16 protein-coding genes and 1 pseudogene are annotated in these 22885 nt (G+C 69.9%); 6 read left to right on the top strand and 11 right to left on the bottom strand.

From position 1 onward, the window contains the following. Nucleotide 1 precedes the first annotated feature (1 nt). From ACWH43_RS16315 to ACWH43_RS16305, 3 genes are all read left to right on the top strand, one after another. Entirely contained in the window at nucleotides 2-1144 is a 1143-nt protein-coding gene (locus tag ACWH43_RS16315) for an MlaD family protein (protein ID WP_158445472.1), read from the top strand. A 3-nt stretch (nucleotides 1145-1147) separates the two neighbouring features. Beyond that, entirely contained in the window at nucleotides 1148-1759 is a 612-nt protein-coding gene (locus ACWH43_RS16310; protein WP_158445473.1) for an ABC-type transport auxiliary lipoprotein family protein, read from the top strand. A 196-nt stretch (nucleotides 1760-1955) separates the two neighbouring features. Continuing rightward, nucleotides 1956-2669, top strand: a complete 714-nt coding sequence (locus ACWH43_RS16305; RefSeq protein WP_158445474.1) for a DNA helicase — start codon at nucleotides 1956-1958, stop codon at nucleotides 2667-2669. A gap of 186 nt (nucleotides 2670-2855) precedes the next feature. Here the strand turns inward: ACWH43_RS16305 and ACWH43_RS16300 are convergent, their stop codons facing one another. Beyond that, complete coding sequence (locus tag ACWH43_RS16300; protein WP_158445475.1) at nucleotides 2856-8963, bottom strand: apolipoprotein A-IV repeat region-like domain-containing protein; 6108 nt, start codon at nucleotides 8961-8963, stop codon at nucleotides 2856-2858. Between the two features lie 265 nt (nucleotides 8964-9228). Between ACWH43_RS16300 and ACWH43_RS16295 the strand changes: the two genes are divergently transcribed. The 3 genes from ACWH43_RS16295 to ACWH43_RS16285 all read left to right on the top strand — a co-directional run bounded on the left by ACWH43_RS16295 (nucleotide 9229) and on the right by ACWH43_RS16285 (nucleotide 10570). Beyond that, a complete protein-coding gene (locus ACWH43_RS16295) occupies nucleotides 9229-9567 on the top strand; it encodes an Hpt domain-containing protein (protein ID WP_158445476.1) in 339 nt (112 codons plus the stop codon). A gap of 114 nt (nucleotides 9568-9681) precedes the next feature. Then, nucleotides 9682-10002 (top strand): 2Fe-2S iron-sulfur cluster-binding protein, encoded by a 321-nt coding sequence (locus tag ACWH43_RS16290; protein ID WP_158445477.1) that lies wholly within the window; start codon nucleotides 9682-9684, stop codon nucleotides 10000-10002. Between the two features lie 145 nt (nucleotides 10003-10147). Beyond that, nucleotides 10148-10570, top strand: a complete 423-nt coding sequence (locus ACWH43_RS16285) for a universal stress protein (protein ID WP_158445478.1) — start codon at nucleotides 10148-10150, stop codon at nucleotides 10568-10570. A 112-nt stretch (nucleotides 10571-10682) separates the two neighbouring features. On the opposite strand, the gene ACWH43_RS16280 is transcribed toward ACWH43_RS16285, so the two are convergent. From ACWH43_RS16280 to ACWH43_RS16235, 10 genes and pseudogenes are all read right to left on the bottom strand, one after another. Continuing rightward, on the bottom strand, nucleotides 10683-11285 hold the full coding sequence (locus ACWH43_RS16280) for a hypothetical protein (protein WP_158445479.1): 603 nt from the start codon (nucleotides 11283-11285) through the stop codon (nucleotides 10683-10685). Between the two features lie 53 nt (nucleotides 11286-11338). Beyond that, a complete protein-coding gene (locus tag ACWH43_RS16275) occupies nucleotides 11339-12514 on the bottom strand; it encodes a vWA domain-containing protein (RefSeq protein WP_158445480.1) in 1176 nt (391 codons plus the stop codon). A gap of 145 nt (nucleotides 12515-12659) precedes the next feature. Then, nucleotides 12660-12938 (bottom strand): annotated as a pseudogene (locus tag ACWH43_RS16270) (HU family DNA-binding protein); the annotation flags it as partial. Nucleotides 12939-13245: 307 nt separating this feature from the next. Next, on the bottom strand, nucleotides 13246-14325 hold the full coding sequence (locus ACWH43_RS16265; RefSeq protein ID WP_158445482.1) for a BMP family ABC transporter substrate-binding protein: 1080 nt from the start codon (nucleotides 14323-14325) through the stop codon (nucleotides 13246-13248). Between the two features lie 28 nt (nucleotides 14326-14353). Then, nucleotides 14354-15277 carry an ABC transporter permease gene (locus ACWH43_RS16260; protein WP_158445483.1) on the bottom strand — a complete coding sequence of 308 codons (924 nt, stop codon included), beginning with the start codon at nucleotides 15275-15277 and terminating at the stop codon, nucleotides 14354-14356. 184 nt (nucleotides 15278-15461) lie between these two features. Next, a complete protein-coding gene (locus ACWH43_RS16255; protein WP_158445484.1) occupies nucleotides 15462-16526 on the bottom strand; it encodes an ABC transporter permease in 1065 nt (354 codons plus the stop codon). Beyond that, nucleotides 16519-18075 (bottom strand): ABC transporter ATP-binding protein, encoded by a 1557-nt coding sequence (locus ACWH43_RS16250; protein ID WP_158448288.1) that lies wholly within the window; start codon nucleotides 18073-18075, stop codon nucleotides 16519-16521. The genes ACWH43_RS16255 and ACWH43_RS16250 overlap by 8 nt, the downstream gene beginning before the upstream one ends. Next, nucleotides 18059-18901, bottom strand: a complete 843-nt coding sequence (gene xdhC / locus ACWH43_RS16245; RefSeq protein WP_158448287.1) for a xanthine dehydrogenase accessory protein XdhC — start codon at nucleotides 18899-18901, stop codon at nucleotides 18059-18061. The genes ACWH43_RS16250 and xdhC overlap by 17 nt, the downstream gene beginning before the upstream one ends. Beyond that, entirely contained in the window at nucleotides 18898-21240 is a 2343-nt protein-coding gene (xdhB, locus tag ACWH43_RS16240) for a xanthine dehydrogenase molybdopterin binding subunit (RefSeq protein ID WP_158445218.1), read from the bottom strand. Before xdhB ends, xdhC begins: the two co-directional genes overlap by 4 nt. Continuing rightward, nucleotides 21233-22816 (bottom strand): xanthine dehydrogenase small subunit, encoded by a 1584-nt coding sequence (locus ACWH43_RS16235; RefSeq protein WP_158445217.1) that lies wholly within the window; start codon nucleotides 22814-22816, stop codon nucleotides 21233-21235. Before ACWH43_RS16235 ends, xdhB begins: the two co-directional genes overlap by 8 nt. Between the last annotated feature and the right edge of the window lie 69 nt (nucleotides 22817-22885).

The following is a 22885-nucleotide window of genomic DNA, read 5'->3' as shown; positions in this document are numbered from 1 at the left end:
CATGGAATCGCGTGCGAACTACGCCCTTGTCGGCCTTTTCACCCTGGCGGTGCTCGCGGCGGCCTTCGGCTTCGTCTACTGGTTCAACAGCGGCGGCGCCGGGCACCGGGAGAGCATCCGCGTCATCTTCACCGGCTCGGTGACGGGGCTCGGCCGCGGCTCGAGCGTGCTGTTCAACGGCCTGCGCGTCGGCGAGGTCACCAATATCGAGCTCCAGCCCGACGATCCGCGCCGGATCTACGCCGTGATCCAGGTGTCGGCCACCACGCCGGTTCGCGACGACACCCGCGCCCGCATCGAGGCGCAGGGGCTCGCCGGCGTGGTCGCGCTCCAGCTCATCGGCGGAGCGCCCGATGCGCCGGTCCTGCAGGCCAAGCCCGGCGAGCCGATGCCGACGATCATCGCCGAGCGCTCCGAATTGCAGGACATCATCGAGACCGTCCGCAACGTCGCGCAGCGGGCCGATACAGTGCTGGCCTCGCTCGACGGCCTGATCCAGCAGAACCGGGGGCCGATCAACAACACGGTCCGCAATGTCGAGAAGTTCTCCGAGGCGCTGGGCAAGAACTCCGACGGTCTCGACAAGCTGATGGCCGGCTTCGGCAACATCGCCGACACCATTCAGCCGCTGTCGCAGAAGCTGCAGAGCCTCAGCGAGGAGCTGACGGAGGTGGTCAAGTCGGTCGACCGGCAGAAGGTCGCGAACATCGTCGACAATGTCGACAAGTTCACCGGCGCGCTCGGCGGCTCCAGCGAGGACGTCAGCAAGGCGGTCAAGGACGTCGCCTCGATCACCGAAAAGCTCAACCGCGCCGCCGACCAGGTCGAGGGCGTGCTGAAAGGCGCGCAGGCCTTCCTGAACACGGCCTCCGGCCCCGACGGCCGCAGCGCCCTGACCGAGGTCGCGGATGCGGCGAAGTCGATCCGCGTCCTGGCCGACAATCTCGACAAGCGCACCGCCGAGATCTCGGTCGGCATCAACCGCTTCACCCGCTCGGGCCTGCGTAATGTCGATTCGACCGTTTCGGAGGCCAAGCGCGTGCTGACGGAACTCAACCGCACCCTGCGGACTTTCGAACGCAACCCGCAGCAGTTCATCTTCGGCGGCAAGCCGCCGCTTCCCCAGTACAACGGATCCCGCTAGCCGATGACGATCGAGGCCTCCCAGACTGTCACGACCGGCCGCGGCCCGCGCGGTCTCCGCGCCGTCGCGATGCTGTCCATGGCGCTCGCCTTGGCCGGCTGCGGCGGCGGCCCGACGCCGACGACCTTCGACCTCAGCGCGCCGAGCGGCTTCGGACGGGTCGGCGGCTCGCACGCCACCCTGGTCGTCGCGCGCCCGACCGCCGTGCAGACGCTCGATTCGGACCGCGTGATCGTCAAGGATTCGAGCGGGGCGCTCTCCTTCCTCGGCGGGGCGCAATGGGCGGACCAGGTGCCGGCGCTGGTGCAGACCCGGCTGATCCAGACTTTCGAGAACGCCAGCCGCATCGGCTCCGTCTCGGCGCCGGGGCAGGGCATCACGCCGAGCCTCCAGCTCGTGACCGACATCCGCAGCTTCAACATCGACGCGGCGTCCGGCGCGGCCGTGGTCGAGATCACCGCCAAGATCGTCGGCGATACCAGCGGCCGGATCCAGCGGGCGCGCCTGTTCTCGGCACGCGTCCCGGTCGGCGCGATGGACGGGCCGGGCGCGGCACGGGCGCTCGACCGCGCCCTGTCGCAGGTTCTCATCGACATCGTCCGCTGGGCGCGCTGAACCGCCGTTCGGCGGGCCGCCCGGCCATGTCCCGGCGCGGCGAATCGCGATAGGTTCTGCGCACGGCTTGGCCCGAGCCGCCCCCCTCCAGCGGGGAAGCATCGGCATGCGGGGCCTTCGAGACGTTCCGACCGACTGTTCGGGCTCTACGCATGAGGAGGGATTGCGCCGTCGGCCCGCAATAGGAGGTCTCCGCATGAAGCTCCCGGTGCCGATCCATCACCTCAAACGCAGGGCGAAGCTCCTGCATCGTCGCGAACAGATCCCGCTCCACGCCGCGCTTGACCGCATCGCCACGGCCGAAGGCTATCGGAGATGGAGCTTGCTGGCGGCCAGGCAACCCGTCGCCAGCGTGGCGACGGCGCTCTATCGCCGGCTCGATCCGGGCGATCTGGTCTTGGTCGCAGGGCGTCCGGGGCAGGGCAAGACGCTGGTCAGCCTCGCGCTTGCCGCCGAGGCGGCCAGGGCAGGGCGCCGGAGCGCCTTCTTCTCGCTGGAATATACGCCGGGCGACGTGGTCGAGCGCCTGCGTGCGCTCGGTTTCGAAACCGGCGAGCTCGCGGGCTTCTTCGATCTCGACTGTTCCGATGCGATCAGCGCCGATTATGTCGGGGCGGCGCTGGCGGCGGCGCCGGCCGGCACGCTCGCCGTGATCGACTATCTGCAACTGCTCGATCAGCGCCGCGATAGGCCGGAGCTGTCGCGGCAGGTGGGCGACCTCAAGGCGCTGGCCCGCCAACGCGGACTGATCATCGTCCTGCTCTCGCAGGTCGACCGGTCCTACGATCCCGCGGCCAAGCCGTTTCCGGACATCACCGATATCCACCTGCCCAATCCGGTCGATCTGCGGCTCTTCGACAAGAGATGCTTTCTGAACGGCGGCGAGATCCGGTTCGAGGCTGCGGCCTGACGCCGATCGATCATGCACCGTCGCCCCGGATCGTCGCGGAGTTCATCCTTGGGCCGATCGAAGATCGCACCCGAGGGTTCCGCCCGGGATGACCCGCCCGATGGCCGGACAACATAGGCTCGAAAGGGAGAAGGCCGCCCGGAGGGGGCGGCCTTCGTCGTTTTCGCGATCCGAGCGGCGCGGCGCCTATTCGAAGCGCCCGCTGGCATGGGCCAGCATGGTGTAGACCTTGCCGGTCTCCGAGGTGAGGTAGGTCTTCGCCACCATCGAGTCGCGGTCGTCCTTGGAGGCCTCGCCGAGCAGCCGCTCGAACTCGTCGATATAGCGGTCGACGGTCTCGCGGAACTCGTTGTCGCGCCGGTATTTGCGGCGGATCTCGTCGAAGGTCTGCTGGCCCTGCAGCGTGTAGAGCCGGCGGGTGAAGACGTTGCGCTCGCCGCGCTTGTAGCGGTCCCACAATTCGACGGCGGCGTCATGGTCGATCATCCGCGCGATGTCGACCGAAAGCGAGTCGAGCTTCTCGATCGAATGCGTCGTCGGCTTGCTCGCCTCCGGCGCCTTGTCCTCGCGGGAGGCGCGCACCAGCAGGTCCGAGAGCCAGCCGGACTTGGCCGGCTGCTGCGGCTCGGACGCCCGGCGCGGGCCCTCCTGGACCGGGGCGGGGCGGGGCGCCGGCTTCGGCTCGGCCTGCGCCGCTGCGCTCCGTGCCGCGGGCTCGCCGCGGACCGGCTCGGCCGTGGCGTCGAGCGACGGGCGCAGGGCAGGGCCTTCGACCGCCGCCGGCTTGGGCGACGGCGGCGCGGCGGCATAGGCCGGGGCCGCCGGGGCAGGGGCAGGGGCCGCTGCGGTCGCCCGGCGCGGAGCGCCATGGTCGATCGGCAGCGAGACGTCGCCGCGACGGCCGGCGCGGGTGACGATCTCGGTCAGATCGTTCAGCGCCTTGATCTGCTCGGCCACGACCCGGCGCATGGCCGAGGTCGATTCCTGCGTCTCCTGAGGCAGCTCGAGCACGCCGCGCTTCAGCTCGGCGCGGGTGGCTTCCAGCTCGCGCTGGATCTCGCCGGTGACGCCGCGCATGTCCTGCGCCGCCTTCTGGAAGCGCTCGGTGACCTTGGACAGCTCGCTGCCGATCTCGGCCGTGACCTCGGCATAGGCCGCGCGCAGGGCCTCGGCCGTGCGCTCGCGCTCCTTGCCGGTCGTGGCGCGGATCGTCTCGAACTGCTGGGCGATGGCGCTGGTCGTCGCCTCGGCCGAGTCGGAGAGCACGGCCCCGATCTGCCGGGCGCGGGCTTCCGCGGTGCCGAGCGATTCGTCGATCAGCGAGGCGAAGGAGCGGGTGATCGCCTCGACATCCTCGGTGCGGCTGCTGATCAGGCCATGCAGCTCCTCCAGAGAGTCGCGACGTTCGGCCAGCGCCTTGCCGACGCGGGCCTCGACCTGCTCCAGCCGGCCGACCACGGCGTTGAGCGCCGCGCTGCTGGCCTGCGAGACCTCGCTGAGCGAGGTGCCCTTGTCGTCGAGCTGGGCGATGAGGGCGGTGGCGTCGCGCAGCGTGCCTTCCGAGAAGCCCTTGAGATCGGCGATCTGCGCGGTGACCTGCTGCGAGGCGCGGTTGGCCTCCGCCATCACCGTGCTTATCACGGTCTGCAATTCGCCGACGCGGGTCGACAGGCCGTTCTCGACGGCGGCGAGGTTCTTGTTCGCGCCATTGACGATCTGCTGCATCAGCTTGTTGGCCTCGCCGAGGCGGCCGAGCATGCCGCCCAGCTCCTCGCGCAACTGCTCGTTGGTGCCGACCAGCGCCTCGATCGACTGGCGCGAGCCGGATTCGAGCGTCTCGCGCAGCGCGTTGGACGAGGCCTCGACCGCATCGGCGATCGCGGCGCCGCGATCGCGCAGCCCGGCGACGACGGCGTTGCCGCGGGCTTCGAGAGCCCGCACGACGGTCTCGCCCGCCGCGGCGAAGGCGGCGGCCAGAGCCTCGCCGCGCTCGCCGAGGGCGTCGACCATGCCGCCGCCCTTGGCGTCGAACAGGGCGCGCAGCGCTTCGGTGCGCTCGTCGAGCGAGGCGGAGACCGTCTCGCCATGGCGCTCCAGCGCATCGACGATGACGGCGCCCTTGCGGTCGAACAGCGCCTGCAGCGTGTCGGTCTGCTCGTCGAGCGCATGCGAGATGGCCGTGCCCTGCTGGCCGAGCGCCGCGACGATGTCGCCGCCCTTGCCCTCGAACAGGGCGCGGAGCTGCTCGGCCCGCGTGTCGAGCGCGGTCGAGATCGCGTCGCCGCGGCGGCCGAGGGCGGCGACGATGCCGAGCCCGCGATCGTCGAACAGGGTGCGCAACTGCTCGGCGCGCTCGTTGAGCGCCGCGGCGAGGGCTTCGCTCTGCTCGGCCAGCGCCGAGACCATGCCGCTGCCATTGTGCTCGAACAGGGCGCGCAGCTCCTGGGCCCGCTCGCTGAGCGCGGCCGCGATCGCCTCGGAGCGGCCCTGCAGCGTCGTCGCGATCTCCTCGCCGCGGCTGTCGAGCGTGTGCGAGACCGTATCGAGCCGGCCGACGACGCGCTCCTCGAAGCGCGCCACGCTCTGGTCGAGCGTGTCGGCGATCTGGAGGGCGCGGCCGCCGAGCGTGGCGTTGATCGTGTCGGCCTTGTCGCTGAGCGTGCGGGTGAGCGACTCGCTCTTGGAGGTGACGACCTCGCCGATCTCGTCCGCCTTGGCGGCGAGCGCGCGGGTGACCTCGCGCCCGCCTTCCGCCAGCACGCGGGCGATGTCGACCGTGCGTTCGACCAGCGCCTCGTTGAGGGCGGTGGCGCGCGAGCCGAGGCTGCCGTCGATGCGGGCGATCAGGCTGTCGAGCGCGCCGGCGATCTCGGCGCTCTTGGCGCCGGAGCGCTCCTCGAACAGCTTGATCTGGCCTTCCATTGCGTCCGCCGCCTCGCGGGTGCGGTTGGCGAGCAATTCGGCCGCTTCCAGCGCACGGGTGCCGACCTTGTCGGCCAGCGAGACGCCGTCCTGCGAGATCAGCTTCTCGACCTGCGCGATGCCGGTGTTGAGCGCTTCGGTGAGCTCGCGGGCGTCGCCCGAGATCTTGGCCGTGAGCGCGCCGCCCTGATGGACGATGAGGTCCTCGAAGGCGGAAAGGCGCGCTGCGAGGTTCTCCTCGACCTGGCGGCCCTGGCTGTCGAAGAGATGCGAGAGCGCGCTAAGGCGCACCCCGATCGCCGACTCGATCTCGTGGCCGCGCTCGTCGAAGAGGCGGCTCAGCGCGTCGTGGCGGCTGGCGAGCGCGTCGGTGAGCGCCTGGGCGCGCTCCTCGACCGAGCGCAGCATGGTGTCGGCGTTGGCGGCCAGCACCTCGCCGACGCGGCCGCTCTGGTCGCTCAGCGCCAGCACGAGTTCGCTGCCGCGCTCGTCGAAGAGCCTGGTCAGGGCGTCGTGGCGCAGCGCCAGCGCCTCGGTGAGCGCCTGGGCGCGGTCCTCGACCGAGCGCAGCATCGACTGGGCGTTGGCGGTGAGCGCCTCGTTGACGCGCCCGCCCTGCTGGGTCAGCGCCAGCACGATCTCGCGGCCGGTGCCGGCGAGCATGGTGCGGGCGTCCTCGGCATGGACGGTGAAGGTGTCGCGCAGGCCCTGCGTCGCCTCGACGACCCGGTCGGCGACATGGCGGCCGTCGACATTGATCGTCTCGGTGAGGGTGCGGGTCGCCTCCGTCATGCGGCGCGCCAGCTCCTCGCTCTGCTCGCCGAGCAAGGTGTGGACCTCGCGGCCGGTGCTGACGAGGTCGCGGACCATGGTCTCGCGCTGCTCGCCGAGGAGCTGGCCGACCTTCTCGCCGGTCTCGCCGACGCTGGCGAGGAAGCCGGTCTGCTGCTGCTCCAGCGCGGCGCGCGCGCCCTCGACCGCATCGGTGATGCGGGAGGCCAGCGCCAGGCCGCGCTCGTCGAGCGTCCGGTCGATGCTCTCGCCGGTCTCGGCGAGGCGGCTGATCAGGGCGCCGCTGCGCTCCGACAGGATGCCGTGCACGGAACGGCCGACATCGGCGATGCGGCTGGCCACGGCCTGGCTCTCGCTGCCGAGCAGGTCCTTGAGCTCGAGCCCGGCCTGCGAAACCTTCACGGTCATGGCGCCGGCCTGCTCCTCGAGCAGGGCGCTGACGCGCTCGCCGGTCTCCGACAGGCCGGAGATCATGCGCTCGCTCTCCTGGCCGACGACGCGGCTGACGTCCTGGCCGGCCTGGGTCAGGCGGGTGACCAGGATCTCGCTCTCGTCGCGCAGGCGGGTCTCGACGGCGTTGACGGCGCCGGAGACGCTGGAGACCAGCGCCTCGCTGCGCTCCTCCAGCAGCCGCGCCACATCGGCGCCGGCGCCGGAGACGCGGGCGACGACGCTGTCGCTCTGCTCGCCCACGAGCTGGGCGAGGTCGCGGCCGGCGCCCGAGACGCGCCCGACGAGCGCATCGGCCTGCTGGTCGAGCAAGGCATGGACGGTCTCGCCGGTCTCGTTGAGGCGCGTGACCAGCTTGCCGCCATGCTCGTTGAACAGGCCGTTCACCCGGTCGGCGACCTCGGTGATGCGGTGGGTCAGCGTATCGCCATGTCTGTCGACGGCGGAGCCGAGCGACTGGCCGGCGTCGTTGACGCGCAGGACGATCGATTCGCCGCGCTCGCGCAGCACGTCGTCGACGGTCTTGACCGTCTCGTTGAGGCGCCCGACCAGCGCGTCGCCATGCGTGCCGATGAGGTTGTGGACGGTCTCGCCGACCTCGTTGAGGCGCGCGGCGATGGCCTCGTTCTGGCGGGTGAGCAGGTTGTTGACGCCGCGGCCGACCTCGGTCAGGCGCACCGTGACGCTCTCGCCCTCGCTGGACAGCGCGCTGCGCAGGGCTTCGCCCGATTCCGCCAGCCGCTGCTGCAGCGCCTCGCTCTGGCTCTCGATCAGCGAGACCATGCTGCGGCTGCTGACCTCGAAGCGCTCGGCCGCCTCGACGCCGCGCGCGGAGATGTCCTTGGCCAGCGTCTCGCCGGTGGTCTTCAGCGTCTCGTTGACGGTCGCGACCCGGGCGGTCAGCGTCTCCGCGACCTGCATGCCGGTCTCGCTGATGGCCCGGGTGACGTTCTGCGCCTCGCTGGTCAGGCCCGCCGTGAGGGCGAGGCCGGTCTTCTCCAGCGAGCCGGCGATCTCCTGGGCGCGGCCGTCGAGCATGGTGGAGAGGGTGTCGCTGGCGCCGGCCAGCCGCTCGGAGACCTCGCCCGAGGTGACCTGCAGCCGCTCGACGAGGTCGTGGCTGCGGCCGCTGATCTCCTCGATCATCTTTTCTCCGGCGCGGCCGAGCGCCTGGGTGATCTGGTCGCCCTTGGCGCCGAGCGAGCCGGTGACGCGGTCGCCGGCCTGCGCGATGGCCTCGGCGATGCTGCGGCTGGCGCCGTCGAGATCCCTGGCGATGCCTTCATGCGCGCCGCTGATGGCGAGCTTGACGCGCTCGGCATTGCCGACCACGGCCTCGCGCTGCGTCACCAGCTCGTCGATCAGCGAGCGCAGCCGGATCTCGTTGTCGGCATAGGCGCGCTCCAGCGTCGAGATCTCGCCGCGGACGATGGTTTCGAGCTCGCCGGCGCGCGCCACGGCGCGCTCGATGCCGTCGCCCATGGCGGCGACCTCGCGGCGGATGGTCTGGCTGAGCGAGAGCACGGAATCGGCGCCGGCCACCTCCGGCTCGGCGAGGCGCAGCGCGACATCGGTCATCGCGCGCGAGATCAGCCGCATCTCCTGGGTGCGGCGATAGAGCGCCGCGAGCACGAAGAAGAACACCACCGGCGCGCCGATCGAGAGCGCGAGCAGGGTCCACTCCCCGATGCCGAAGGAGGCGACCGGCTCCGGCAGGCCGTCGCTGAAGGAGCCGAAGCGGTGGAGCAGCACGAAGGCGGCGCCGCCCAGCCAGGCGAGCGAGGCCAGCGCGGCGAACCAGTAGGGCTTGCGCGAGGGTCGGACGGCGAAGGCCTGGACGAGCGAGCTGGAATCGCGCCGGTCGTCATTGGCGACGCGGCTGGTGTCGGGGGCGATGGCGGGGCGGGCAGGCTGCGGCGCCTGCTGCGCCGGCGGCGGCGCGGCCGCCGCCGCGGCGGGCTCGACGCGGGGCAGATCGAGCTTCAGGTCGTTCTCGCTGGTGGTCGGCAGGCGCGGCTCGGCCGCGACCGGAGTCTCCGTCTCGCCCTGCAGCTGCTCGAGGCGCAGCGCCTCCTCGATCGCCGACATCGCAGCTTCAGTGGGATCCTGGAGCTTCTTGGGTCGATTCATGGTTGCCGCCTCGCCACGCTACTGAAGATGGTCGCGAACACATGTCCCGCCGTCCCGGCCGCCTCTGGCCGGGAGAGGGGACACTGCGCCCATCATTTACCAATTGGAAGGGTACTGAAGCCCCAGACCCTTGGAAACCCATTTGAGTGCCTGATTCACAAACGTCGTTAACGCCTCGTTCACCATCAAGGCGCTTCCTGGAGGGGGTCGGACCGCCCCGGCGGCCCGGCGATGTCCATGCGTTCATGCGTTTTTCGAGTTCGCCATGCCCCAGACGGCCATCGACACCGCGCATCTCTCCCGCCAGACCGGCGGCGACCATGCGCTCGAGCGCGAATTGCTCACGCTCTTCGCCCAGCAATGCGCGCGGCATCTGCGCACCATCCACGGCAGCGCCGACACCCAGGCGCGGCTGGACGCGGCGCACAGCCTGAAGGGCGCCGCCCGCGCCGTCGGCGCCTGGCAGGTCGCCGAGGCCGCCGAGCGGATCGAGCAGAGCCTCGCGGCTCCCGACCAGCGCGGCACCGAGGCGGCGATGGACGCGCTCGCCCTCGCCGCCGCCGAGGCGCGCGCGGTGATCTGCCGCTCCGACTGCGCGGCCTAGACAACCCGCCGCTGCGCGAGGGCCGTTTCGCGCTGACTGGAAATGCTCTAAGCGGAGCCGGTCGTTCCTCCCCGCGCGAAGGCTGCGCGCGGACGCGCCGCTTCGGAGACCCGCATGCCCAACATCACCTATATCGATGCACATGGCGAAAGCCGCACCGTGGAGGGCGAGGTCGGCGCGACCGTGATGGAGACCGCTGTCCGCAACGAGATTCCCGGCATCGAGGCCGAATGCGGCGGCGCCTGCGCCTGCGCGACCTGCCATGTCTATGTCGACGAGGCCTGGATGGAGAAGGTCGGCCAGCCGGAGCCGATGGAGGAGGACATGCTCGACTTCGCCTTCGACGTCAGGCCGAACTCGCGCCTCTCCTGCCAGATCCGCATCCGCGAGGAGCTCGACGGGCTCGTGGTCCGCACGCCCGAGCGGCAAGGATAGGGGCGGTCGGGAGCAGGCAGTCGGAAACTGCCGGAGCAGCCGTGCACCGACGGCCTGTTGCCGACTGCCCATTTTTGCGTTGGATCAATGCGCCGGGTCGGGCAGACTTCAGGATGGTGCTGCAACCAGCCTTGAGGAGGTCGCGATGTACAAGTCGATCATGGTTCCCGTCGATCTGGCCGAGGCCGACCTCGCCCAGCCGGCCATCGCCAGCGCGGTCTCCTTCGCCAAGGCTTCCGGGGGCACGGTGCGGCTGGTCTATGTCCGCTCGCTGGTTCCGGTCACCTATATGGAATTCGTACCGGCCGATTTCGACGCCGAGCAGCAGCAGGACGCCGAGGCCAAGCTGGCCGAGCTCGCCGCCAAGATCGACCTGCCGGCCGAGCAGGTTTCGGCCAAGGTGCTGATCGGCTCGGTGCATGGCGAGGTTCTGGCCGAGGCCGACGCCAGCGGCGCCGACCTCATCGTCATCGGCTCGCATGAGCCGGGCATGCTGGCCTATGTCATCGGCTCGAACGCCTCGGCGATCGTTCGCCGGGCCAAATGCTCGGTGCTGGTGGTCCGCTAGAGTATCGAGCTGAATATCGTAATCCGTCCGATGCTCCAGCCGTTTGATCTTGCATCGGCTTTTCCCGAAAACGAGGTTCCGCTTTTCGGGCCGATGCTTGGCCGCAAACGGCTCAGGCGCCGGGCGTCCGTCCCGGCACCAGCTCGTCCGGCACCTCGCCGGGCGCGAGCTCGCGCGGCCGGTTGAGCGCGATCAGCGGCCAGACCTGCCAGGCCGAAGCCGCCAGCAGCAGAAGCGCGAAGAGGCCGGCCTGGGTCTGGCCCTCCTGGAAGGCCCGCAGCGCGAAGAACACGATCATGGCGAGCGACAGGCCGCCGACGAGCGCCATGCCGAGCCAGATCGGCCGCGGCTTGCCACCGATGAAGCGCGCCCGCGGATTGGCCTTGGCGATCGCCTGCGCCAGCGCCGAGACGAAGCGGTGGTAGCGCGCATCGTCCCGGTCGAGATCGGTCATGGAGCGCCAGGACAGGTTGCCGAAGGTGACGCTCTTGCCGTCCCGGAGGCGCAACTGCGTCCGGTAGCCCTTCGCCGAGATGTTGCCCGGCGCGAAGACGAAGCGGACCTGCTCGACGGCGCCGAGCCGGACGCGGTCGACCGCGCGGGTGCGGTCGATCTCCAGCACGTCGCCGTCGAGCCTGTAGAGGATCTCGAAGCCCACCGGCTTCGGGCGCTGGCGCCAGCTCGGGGCCGGGGCGTCGTCGGGGTCGTCGGTCATGGCTCGCAGTTAGAGCATTCCGGCGGCTGAAGGGAAGCGGCTCGAAACGCCCGTCAGCGCGCCAGCAGCTTCATCGCGCCGTCGAGCCCGTCCAGGGTCAGCGGGAACATGCGCCCGCCCATCAGCCCGCCGATCTGGCGGATCGACTGGGTGTAGCTCCACAGATGCTGCTGGACCGGGTTGAGCCAGACCGATTTCGGGAACTTGCCGACCAGCCGCTCCATCCAGACCTGGCCGGCTTCCTCGTTCCAGTGCTCGACCGAGCCGCCGGGCATCGCGATCTCGTAGGGGCTCATCGAGGCGTCGCCGACGAAGACGAGGCGGTAATCGGCGGGATAGGTCCGCAGCACCTCCCAGGTCGGAATCTGCTGTTCGTGGCGGCGGCGGTTCTCCTTCCAGACACGCTCATAAGGGCAGTTGTGGAAGTAGAAATGCTCGAAATGCTTGAACTCGGCCCGCGCCGCGGAGAACAGCTCCTCGGCCAGCTCGACATGCCAGTCCATCGAGCCGCCGACATCGAGGAAGAGCAGCACCTTCACGGCGTTGTGCCGCTCCGGCCGGAGCCTGAGGTCGAGATAGCCGTGCTTGGCGGTCTCCGCGATGGTGTTGTCGAGGTCGAGTTCCTCGGCCGCCCCGGTGCGGGCGAAGCGGCGCAGGCGCCGCAGCGCGACGCGCAGATTGCGCACCCCCAGTTCGCGCCCGTCGTCGAAATCCTTGAAGTCGCGCCTGTTCCAGACCTTCACCGCCCGGAAATTGCGGTTCTTGTCCTGGCCGATGCGGATGCCTTCGGGATTGTAGCCATAGGCGCCGTAGGGCGAGGTGCCGGCGGTGCCGATCCATTTGTTGCCGCCCTGATGGCGGCCCTTCTGCTCCTCGAGGCGTGCTTTCAGCGTCTCCCAGAGCTTGTCCCAGCCCATCGCGTCGATCTGGGCCTTCTCTTCGTCCGTCAGGAATTTCTCGGCGAGCTTGCGCAGCCATTCCTCGGGAATGCCGGCCTGCTCGATCGCCTGCTGAAGCGTCTCCATGCCCTTGAAGACCTGGGCGAAGACCTTGTCGAACCTGTCGAGATGACGCTCGTCCTTCACCAGCGTGGCGCGGGCGAGGTAGTAGAATTCATCGACCCTGTGCTCGGCGAGATCGGCCTCGACTCCTTCGAGCAGCGTCAGATATTCCCGCAGGGTGACCGGGACCTTGTTGGCGCGCAGATCGGTGAAGAGGCGAAGGAACATGCGCTTGCTTCATTCTCGGGCAATGCGGCGTCAGGCCCTGAGAATCCCGCGGGGAAGCTGCCCGGGTCAAGTCCGGCCCCGGCGAAAGGCCCCAGGCAGCGCCCGCATCGGGTGCGCGAACGCTGCCTGATTCCGATCCGCAGGCTTACGCGACCGCGTCGGCGAGGTCCTTGGTGACCTTGAACTTCACCACGGTCTTGGCCGGCACCTTGATGGTGGCGCCCGTGGAGGGGTTGCGCGCCTCGCGGGCCTCGCGCTTGGCGGCGGAGAGCTTGCCGATGCCGCCGAGCGTGACGTCGTCGCCCTTCTTCAGGGTCTTGGCGACGGTCGCGCCAAGGGAGGTCAGGATGGCCGAAACGTTGGCCTTGGTCTTCCCGGTCTCCTCCGCGATCGCGGCGATCAGTTCGTTCTTGGTCATGAAATCCTCCTTGAGAAGGTGTGATAGGCGTCGCGTACAGGACTGCGGTCGTTCATGTCAGATGCCGTCACGAGCGACCGCGCGATGAGATATTCGCGGCGCGCAACTCAGGCAGTTGCCATGGTTATTGCGGAAAGACGATGCCCACGGCGCTAGATACGCACAGGAAACGGCTTCGTTCCGTGCCGAATCGCCGGATTTTTGCGTTTTCGGCGAGAGCGGGAGGCGGAAGGGAGGAGGCGGGCCCGCGCGCGGCGCCCTGATTCGGCGGTGGCGGCGGGGCGCGAAACCGCGCCCGCCGCCCCTGACGGGATCAGGCCTGGATGCCGTCGACGTACCAGTCCATCTTCGAGAGCATCTCGTCGGTGGCGGTCTCGCCGGCCTTGACGCGGACCTCGCCCTTCTGGTCCTTGAGCTCGCCGGTGAAGGGGTGGAGCTTGCCCGACGCGATGGCCTGCGTGACCTCGTCGGCCGCCTTGCGCGCCTCGGGTGTCACCGCGTCGTTATAGGGCGCGAGCTTGACGAAGCCGTCCTTGATGCCGCCCCAGACGGCGCCGCTCTTCCAGGAGCCGTCCATCACCTCCTTGACGCGCTTGATGTAGTAGCCCGACCAGTCGTCGACGATGGCGCTGAGATGGGCCTTCGGCGCGAAGGAGCGCATGTCGGAGGCCTGGCCGAAGGCGTAGACGCCGCGCTGCTCGGCCGCCTGGAGCGGGGCCGGCGAGTCGGTGTGCTGGGTGATCATGTCGGCGCCCTGGTCGATCAGCGCCTTGGCGGCGTCGGCCTCCTTGGCGGGGTCGTACCAGGTCGAGCACCAGACCACCTTGGTCTTGAAGTTCGGGTTCACCTTGCGCGCCGCGAGGTGGAAGGCGTTGATGCCCATCACCACCTCCGGGATCGGGAAGGAGGCGACATAGCCGGCCTGCCCGGTCTTCGACATATGGCCGGCGATGGTGCCGATCACGGCGCGGCCTTCGTAGAAGCGGGCGTCGTAGGTGGCGACGTTCTCGGCGCGCATATAGCCGGTGGCGTGCTCGAACTTGATCTTCGGGAACTGCTTGGCGACCTGGATCGTGGGGTTCATGAAGCCGAAGGAGGTCGCGAAGATGAGCTGGTTGCCGGCCTGGGCGAGCTGGCGCAGCGCGCGTGCCGCGTCGGGACCCTCGGCGACGTTCTCGATGAAGCTGGTCTTGACCTTGGCGCCGTATTCCTTCTCCAGCGCGAGGCGGCCCTGGTCGTGGGTCCAGCTATAGCCGTGGTCGCCGATCGGACCGACATAGATGAAGCCGACGCCGAGCGGGGCCTGCGCCGAGGCGCCGCGGCCGAGGATCGGCAGGGTCGAGGCCGCGGCCGCGCCGAAGGTCAGCCTCCGGCGGGTGATGATGCTGGTCATGTTGAACTCCCCGTTGTCGGTTGCGGCGTCAGGACGCCGAGAAGGGTTTGCCGAGGCAGGCGGGCGCGTCGAGCCGGCCGGTCTTTCGTCCTAACGACATCATGGTCAGAACCGCAATGGTCGCAAGATAGGGAGCCATCGCCAGCACCTCCGGCGCGAGCCAGGCGACGCCCGCCGCCTTGGCCTGCAGTTCCAGCGTCATCACCGCGCCGAAGAGATAGGCGCCGAGCAGCAGCCGCCCCGGCTTCCAGGCCGAGAACACGACCAGCGCCAGCGCGATCCAGCCGCGCCCGGCGGTGAGCCGGTCGGCCCACATTGGCGTCAGCGCCAGCGAGAAATAGGCTCCACCCAGCCCGGCGAGCGCGCCGCCGAAGGCGACCGCCGCATAGCGGATCGCGATCACCGGATAGCCGATCGCATGGGCGGAGGCGTCGTTCTCGCCGACCGCGCGCAGGATCAGCCCCGCCCGCGTCCGGCGCAGCACATAGGCGACGCCCGCCACCAGCGCGAGCGAGAGATAGACCAGGATGTCCTGCCCGAAGACGACGCGCAGGACGGGATGCTCGGACAGCGCGGCCGGGAAGACCGGCCCGAGCCGCTGCACCGTGCGCCCGACGAAGCCGGCGCCGATCAGCGAGGAGGCGCCGATGCCGAAGATCGTCAGCGCCAAGCCTGTCGCGACCTGGTTGGCGCCGAGCGAGAGCGCCAGCACCGCGAAGATCATCGCGGCGGCGACGCCGGCCAGCAGCGCGGCGACGAGACCTAGCGCCGTCGAGCCGCTGGAGAAGGCGACGGCGAAGCCGGCGACCGCGCCGCACAGCATCATGCCCTCGACGCCGAGATTGAGCACGCCGGCCTTCTCGGCGACCAGCTCGCCCAGCGCCGCCAGCAGCAGCGGCGTCGAGGCCGCGATCAGGGTCATCAGGATGGAGACGAGCATGGCGGTGGTCATTCGCCCCACCTCGTCATTTCGGGGCAGCGCGCAGCGATGAGCCCGGAACCCATGAACTCAGGTTTCAGACCATATATCTCCGTTCGATGATGCAGGATTCCTCGGCATGGCCGGTGTGCATGGGTTCCGGGCTCAAGCCTTCGGCTTGCCCCGGAATGACGGAAAGGTTCGGTCGCGAGCTGCCTCAAGCCGCCCTCCGCTTCCAGACGATGCGCCAGCGCACCAGCACATCCGTCGCCAGCAGCATGAACAGCAGCATGGCCTGGAACAGGCCGGTCGCCGCCTGCGGCAGGCGCACGGTCGATTGCGCGATCTCGCCGCCGACATAGGTTCCGGCCAGGACGAGGCCGCCGAAGATGATGCCGAGCGGGCTGAGCCGCCCGAGGAAGGCGACGATGATCGCGGTGAAGCCGTAGCCGACCGGGAATTGTGGGGTGAGCTGGCCGAAGGGGCCCGCCGCCTCGAACAGCCCGGCGAGTCCGGCGAGGCCGCCGCTGAGCAGCATCGTCGCCCAGGTCGTGCGCGCCGCGCTGAAGCCGCCATGGCGGGCGGCGGCGGGGGCGAGGCCGACGACCTTCACCGCATAGCCGGCCGTGGTCTTCTCCATCAGCAGCCAGGCGATGACCGCCAGCAGGAGCGCGACGGGAATGCCGATATGGACGAGCGAGCCCTCCATGATCGTGGGCAGCGTCTGGTCGGCCGTGAACATCCGCGTCTGCGGGAAGTTGAAGCCGTCCGGGTCCTTCCACGGGCCGCGCACCAGGAAGAACAGGAACTGCACCGCGACATAGGTCAGCATCAGGCTGGTCAGGATCTCGCTGACCTGCAGCTTCACGCGCAGCAGGGCCGGGATCGCGGCCCAGGCCATGCCGCCGAGGATGCCGGCCAGCGCCATGGCGGGCAGGATCCACCAGCCGCTCATGTCGTAGGTCGCGAGCGCGACGCCGGTGCCGGCGATGGCGCCCATGACATATTGCCCCTCGGCGCCGATGTTCCAGACATTGGCGCGGAAGCCGATGGCGAGCCCGAGCGCGATCAGCACCAGCGGCGCCGCCTTGACGCCGATATCGGCCCAGCGCTGCGGCTCGGCGAAGGGCGTGACGAAGATGCTGCCGACGGCGTGGAAGCCGTCATAGCCCATCGCCGTGAAGACCAGCATGCCGGCCAGCATGGTCAGCCCGATCGCGATCAGGGGGCTGAGCCAGAGCATCGGCGTGCTCGGCTCGCGGCGGCGGCGCCATTCAAGCATGGGCTGCCTCCGCCTGCTCGCCGGCGCCGTGGATGCCGCCCATCATCAGCCCGATCTCGTCGATGCCGAGGCTGGCGACCGGCCGCGGCGTCGAGAGCCGGCCCTCGTTGATCACGCAGAGCCGGTCGGCCAGTTCGAGCAGCTCGTCGAGGTCCTGCGAGATCACCACCACGGCCGAGCCCTTGGCGGCGAGATCGACGAGCTCCTGCCGGATGGCGGCGGCCGCTCCGGCATCGACGCCCCAGGTCGGCTGCGAGACCACGAGCACGGCGGGCTGCTGGCCGATCTCGCGGCCCATGATGAATTTCTGCAGGTTGCCGCCCGAGAGCGAGCGGGCGGGCGCGGCGCTGCCGGTGGTACGCACGTCGAAGAGCTTGATGACGCCATCGGCGAAGCGCCGGACGGCGCCGCGGCTGATGATGCCGTGCGGCGCCAGCGGCAGGCGGTGGCGCGCGGTCAGGATGCCGTTCTCGGCCAGCGAGAAATCCGGGACGGCGGCATGGCCGTTGCGCTCTTCCGGCACGCAGGAGAGGCCGAGCGTCCGGCGCGCCCCGGCGCCTTCGAGGCCGATCGGCTTGCCGTCGAGCCTGATCGCATCCGGCGCCGTCGCGGGCCGCTCGCCCGAGAGCGCGGTGAGCAGCTCGGCCTGCCCGTTGCCGGCGACGCCGGCGATGCCGAGGATCTCGCCGGCCCGCGCCTCGAAGGCGATCTCCCTGAGATCGGTGCCGAAGGGCGGCGCGCCGGGCAGCGAAAGCCCGCTGACGGCGAGCCGGACCGCCCCGGCCCCGCTCGCGCGGCCATGCTCGATCCTGCGCAGTTCGGCGCCGATCATCAGCTCGGCCATGCGCCGCGTCGTCTCGACCTTGGGATCGCAGGTCGCGACGACCCGCCCGCCGCGCAGGATGGTGGCGCTGTCGCAGAGCGCCTTGATCTCGGAGAGCTTGTGCGAAATGTAGAGGATCGAGCAGCCTTCCGCCGCGATCTGGCGCAAGGTCGCGAACAGGCGCTCGACCTCCTGCGGCGTCAGCACCGAGGTCGGCTCGTCCATGATCAGCAGCTTCGGCTTCTGGAGGAGGCAGCGCACGATCTCGATGCGCTGGCGCTCGCCGACCGAAAGCGTATGCACCTCGCGCTCCGGATCGAGCGGCAGCGAATAGGATTGCAGGATCGCCGCGACTTGGCCCTTCAGCGCCTCGCGATCGACCGCCTCGTCGAGCCCGAGCGCGATGTTCTCGATCACCGTCATCGCGTCGAACAGCGAGAAATGCTGGAAGACCATGCCGATGCCGAGCCTGCGCGCGGCCTTGGGCGAGGGGATCGAGACGGGCGAGCCGTTCCAGGAGATCGTGCCTTCGTCGGCCTGCTGGACGCCGTAGATGATCTTGACCAGCGTCGACTTGCCGGCGCCGTTCTCGCCGAGCAGGGCGTGGATCTCGCCGGGCCTGACGCTCAGGCTGATGTCGTCATTGGCCTTCACGCCCGGAAAGCTCTTGGAGATATGGGCGAGCGCCAGCCGCGGCGGCACTTCCTGCTCACGCGGCTGGTTCATGTCTCGCTTGTCTCCCCTTCGCCGGCTTCCGGCGGCCAAGCAAGCAACGCACCAGCTCGGCTGCCGTCAAGGCCGCGATCACCTCGGGACGCTTGTCGTCCACATCGGAACCGCCGATCGGGCAGGTCAGCCGCGCGAGCGTCTGGCGCCGGCCGCCGCTGCGCAGGAAGCCCGCCTCGAAGCGGGCGCGCTTGGTGGCCGAGCCGATCATGCCGACATAAGCCGCGTCGCCGCGCGCCAGCGCCGCCTCCGCCAGCCGGTAGTCGAGCGCATGGCTGTGCGACAGCACGACGAAAGCCGCCTTCGCCGGCGCATGCGCGACGGCATCGACGGGATCGGCCATGCGGATGCAGGTCACGGCGGGCGGCAAACCGCTCATCACGTCGTCGCGGTCGTCGATCAGCGTGACGGCGAAGGGCAGGGCGGCGAGCGCCTTCGTCAAAGCGCGGCCGGTATGCCCGGCGCCGAAGACGAGGATCGCCGGCCGCGCGCTCGCCTCGGCCTTCTCGCGCGCCGCCATCACGGCCGCCTCGGAGGAGGAGCAGTGCCGCAGCGAGACGCGCACGCGCCCGCCGCAGCACTGGCCCATCTGCGGCCCGAGCGGAATGTCGAGGATCTGGTCGGGGGCGCCCTCGCTCAGCATGTGCCGGGCGAGGTCGATGCAGTGGAATTCGAGCTGGCCGCCGCCGATGGTGCCAGCGATGGCGGTGGGGCTGACCGCCATGCAGGCTCCCGCCTCGCGCGGCGTCGAGCCATCCGCGGCTTCGATCCGCACCAGCACGATGCCTTCCTGCCGATGCATGTCCAGAAATGCGGCGAGGCTCATCGTCCTGCCTCCGCTCTGACCCGCTCCACCGCGTCCAGCACCCGCTCCGGCGTCGCCGGCGCATCGAGACGCGGGCAGATGCGGTGATCCCCGACGCTCGCCACCGCGTCCGAGAGCGCCTGCAAGACCGAGATCGCCAGCATCAATGGCGGCTCGCCGACAGCCTTGGAGCGGTGGATCGTCGGCTCGCGGTTGGGCGCGTTCTCCAGCAGATGCACGTTGAAGATGCGCGGCCGGTCGGAAGCGACGGGGATCTTGTAGGTCGAGGGGGCGTGCGTCAGGAGCCGGCCCTTCCTGTCCCAGACCAGCTCCTCCGTCGTCAGCCAGCCCATGCCCTGAACGAAGCCGCCCTCGATCTGCCCCTTGTCGATCGCCGGGTTCAGCGACTGCCCGCAATCGTGGAGGATATCGACGCGCTCGACCTTGTACTCGCCGGTCAGCGTGTCGATCGCGACCTCGGCCGCCGCCGCGCCATAGGCGAAATAGTAGAAGGGATGGCCGCGACCGGCCTTGCGGTCCCAATGGATATTGGGCGTCGCGTAGAAGCCCGTCGCCGAGAGCTGGACGCGGGCCATATAGGCCGCTGCGATCACGTCCTTGAAGGCGATCTCGCGGGCGCCGACCTTCACCCGTCCCGGCAGGAACGCGACCTCCTCCGGCCGCGCCTGCCAGTGCTTCGCCGCGAATTCCGCTAGCCGCTTCTTGATCGTCTCGCAGGCGTCGAGCGCCGCCATGCCGTTGAGATCCGAGCCGGAGGAGGCGGCGGTGGCCGAGGTGTTCGGCACCTTGCCGGTGGTGGTGGCGGTGATCTTGACCTGATCGAGCCCGATGCCGAAGGCGTGCGCCACCACCTGCGCCACCTTGATGTAGAGCCCTTGCCCCATCTCGGTGCCGCCATGGTTCAGCGCGACCGTGCCGTCGGTATAGACATGCACCAGCGCCCCGGCCTGGTTGAACCAGGTCGCGGTGAAGGAGATGCCGAATTTCACCGGCGTCAGGGCGATGCCCCGCTTGACGACGGGACTCGTCGCATTGGCCTCCCGGATCGCCGCCTTCCGCGCCTGGTAGTCGCAGCGCCGTTCCAGCTCGGCGATGACGTCGCCGGCGATATTGTCCTCGACCCTCTGGTGATAGGGCGTGAGGTCGCGACCGGCGCCGCCGTAGAGATTGCGCCGGCGCACCTCCAGCGGGTCGAGCCCGGTGGCATAGGCGACCTCCTCGATGAAGCGCTCGGCCCCGACCATGCCCTGCGGCCCGCCGAAGCCGCGGAAGGCGGTGTTCGAGCAGGTATTGGTGAACAGCGGCTCGGAGCGGGCCCGCACCGCCGGGTAGAAATAGCAATTGTCCATGTGGAACAGGGCGCGGTCGGTCACCGGCCCGGAGAGATCCGCATTCCAGCCGCAGCGCGCCGCATAGACCGCATCGACCGCATGGATGCGGCCCTCTTCGTCGAAGCCGATCTCGTAGTCGCAGACGAAGTCGTGGCGTTTTCCCGTGATCGCCATGTCGTCGTCGCGGTCGGGCCGGAGCTTGACCGGGCGCCTGAGCTTGCGGGCGCAGAGCGCGGCGACGCAGGCGAAGAGATTGGCCTGCGTCTCCTTGCCGCCGAAGCCGCCGCCCATGCGCCGGACCTCGACCGTCACCGCATGCGAGCCGATGCCGAGCACGGCGGCGACCATGTGCTGGACCTCGCTCGGATGCTGGGTCGAGACCAGCACCGCCATGTCCTCGTCCTCGCCGGGGATCGCCAGCGCGACCTGGCCCTCGAGGTAGAAATGCTCCTGGCCGCCGATCGCCATCGTGCCCTTCAGCCGGCGCGGGCTCGCTGCCATGGCGGCCGCGACATCGCCGCGCTCCAGCTTGAGCGGCTCGGTAACGAGCCTGCCGCCGGCCGCGCGCGCGGCGGCGATGTCGATCTGCGGAGCCTCCTCGGCATGGTCGGCCTTCGCCAGCGTGGCGGCATGGCGCGCCTGCTCGCGCGTCCCGGCGACGACGGCGAAAAGTGGCTGGCCGTGGAACAGGATGCGTTCCGTCGCGAAGACCGGTTCGTCGTGCAGATGCGTCGAGGAGATGTCGTTGGCGCCGGGGATATCGGCTGCCGTCAGCACGGCGACGACTCCCGGCGCCGCCCGCACCGCGTCGAGATCGAGCGAGAGCAGCTTGCCATGGGCGATCGTGCTCGTGCCGAGATAGGCGTGCAGCAGCCCTTCCGGCGCGGCGATGTCGTCGATGTAGAGGGCCTCGCCCGCGACATGCTTCGGCGCGGAATCATGGGCGCGGGCGGAACCGACCGGGCCGGTTTCCGGAGCGAGATCGAGCTTGCGGCGCGCGTCAGCCATGGCCGGTCTCCGTCAGCAGGCCGGCGACCCGCGTCTGCGTCCTCGCTTGCGTCGTCTCGATCAGGAAGCGCCGCAGCAGGTTGCCGGCGACCTTCATGCGATACTGCGCCGAGGCGCGCATGTCGTCGAGCGGCGCGAAGTCCTGCGGCAGCGCGGCGATGGCCGCCGCAGCGGCGGTTTCGGTCCAGCGTCGACCGACGAGAGCCGCTTCCGCCGCCTTCACCCGCTTCGGGATGCCGGCCATGCCGCCATAGGCGAGGCGGGCTTCGCCGATGCGCCCGTCATCGCCGAGCGTCAGGCGGAAGGCGCCGCAGACGGCGGAGATATCCTCGTCGAAGCGCTTCGACACCTTGGAGGCGTGGAACAGCATGCCGCTCGCCAGCTTCGGCACCAGCACGGCCTCGACGAATTCGCCGGGCCGCCGATCCTGCTTGCGATAGTCGAGGAAGAAGCTCTCGAGCGGGATGGCGCGGCGGGCCAAGCCATCCCCTGCCGTCATCGCGCGCGCAGCGAAGCGATCCAGATGGGGCGGGTTCGACGCCTCGCCCGGTCCTTCCTGGATCGCTCCGCTGCGCTCGCAATGACGGGAGCGGGCCAGAACCAGCGTCGCATCGAGCGCGATCAGGGCCGGCGGCAGGTCGCCGATCGGCGAGCCGTTGGCGATGTTGCCGCCGATCGTGCCGGCATTGCGGACCTGCTCGCCGCCGAAGCGCCGCATCAGCTCGTCGAGCTGCGGCGAGAGGGCGGCCAGGGCGGTGCGGACATCGCTATTGTTCGCCATCGCGCCGAAGCGCAGATGATCGCCTTCATCGGTGATCGCACGCAATGCCTCGATCCGGCCAAGGTAAATCACCGGATCGAGCCGCTTCATCGCCTTGGTCACCCAGAGCCCGACATCGGTGGCGCCGGCTACCAGCGTCGCCTGCGGATGCGCGACGACGAGCTCTGCCAGCGCCGCGACGGTCGCGGGGGCGTAGAAGCAGCCGCTTTCGCCTCGCAGGGCCAGCGTCTCGCTGTCGCCGAGGGCGGCGAGGCGCGCCGCGACCGCCTCGCGCGCCCGCAGGAAGCGATCGGCCCCCCGCGGCGCGAGCTCGTCCATGCGGCGGCCCGCGGCGATGATCGGCTCGTAGCCGGTGCAGCGGCAGAGATTGCCGGCGAGCGCGTCCTCGATGCGCGCAATGCTGGGTTCCGCCTCGTTCAACCTGAGCGCCAGCAGCGACATCACGAAGCCGGGCGTGCAGAAGCCGCATTGCGAGCCGTGGCAGTCCACCATCGCCTGCTGGACGGGATGCAGGCTGCCGTCGGCGCCCTTCAGATGCTCGACGGTGAGGAGCTGGCAGCCGTCCAGCGTCGGCAGGAAGCGGATGCAGGCATTGACCGCCTCGTAGCGCAGCCGGCCGCGGTCGAGCCGGCCGACGACGACGGTGCAGGCGCCGCAATCGCCCTCGGCGCAGCCTTCCTTGGTGCCGGTCATGCGCCGGCCGAGGCGCAGCCAGTCGAGCACCGTCAGCGTCGGTTCGCAGCGCTCGATCTCGATGAGCGCGTCGCCCAGGAGGAAGCGCAGCCTGTCACGCATTCCGCCCGCTCCGCTCGCAACCCCAGACCATGCCCGTAGATTAGGCATGTTCCGCGCTTGGCCGGAAGC

The organism is Allobosea minatitlanensis (genome assembly GCF_964020775.1).
Note: the sequence above shows the minus strand (reverse complement) of the source record. Positions and strands in the feature narration are given on the sequence as shown.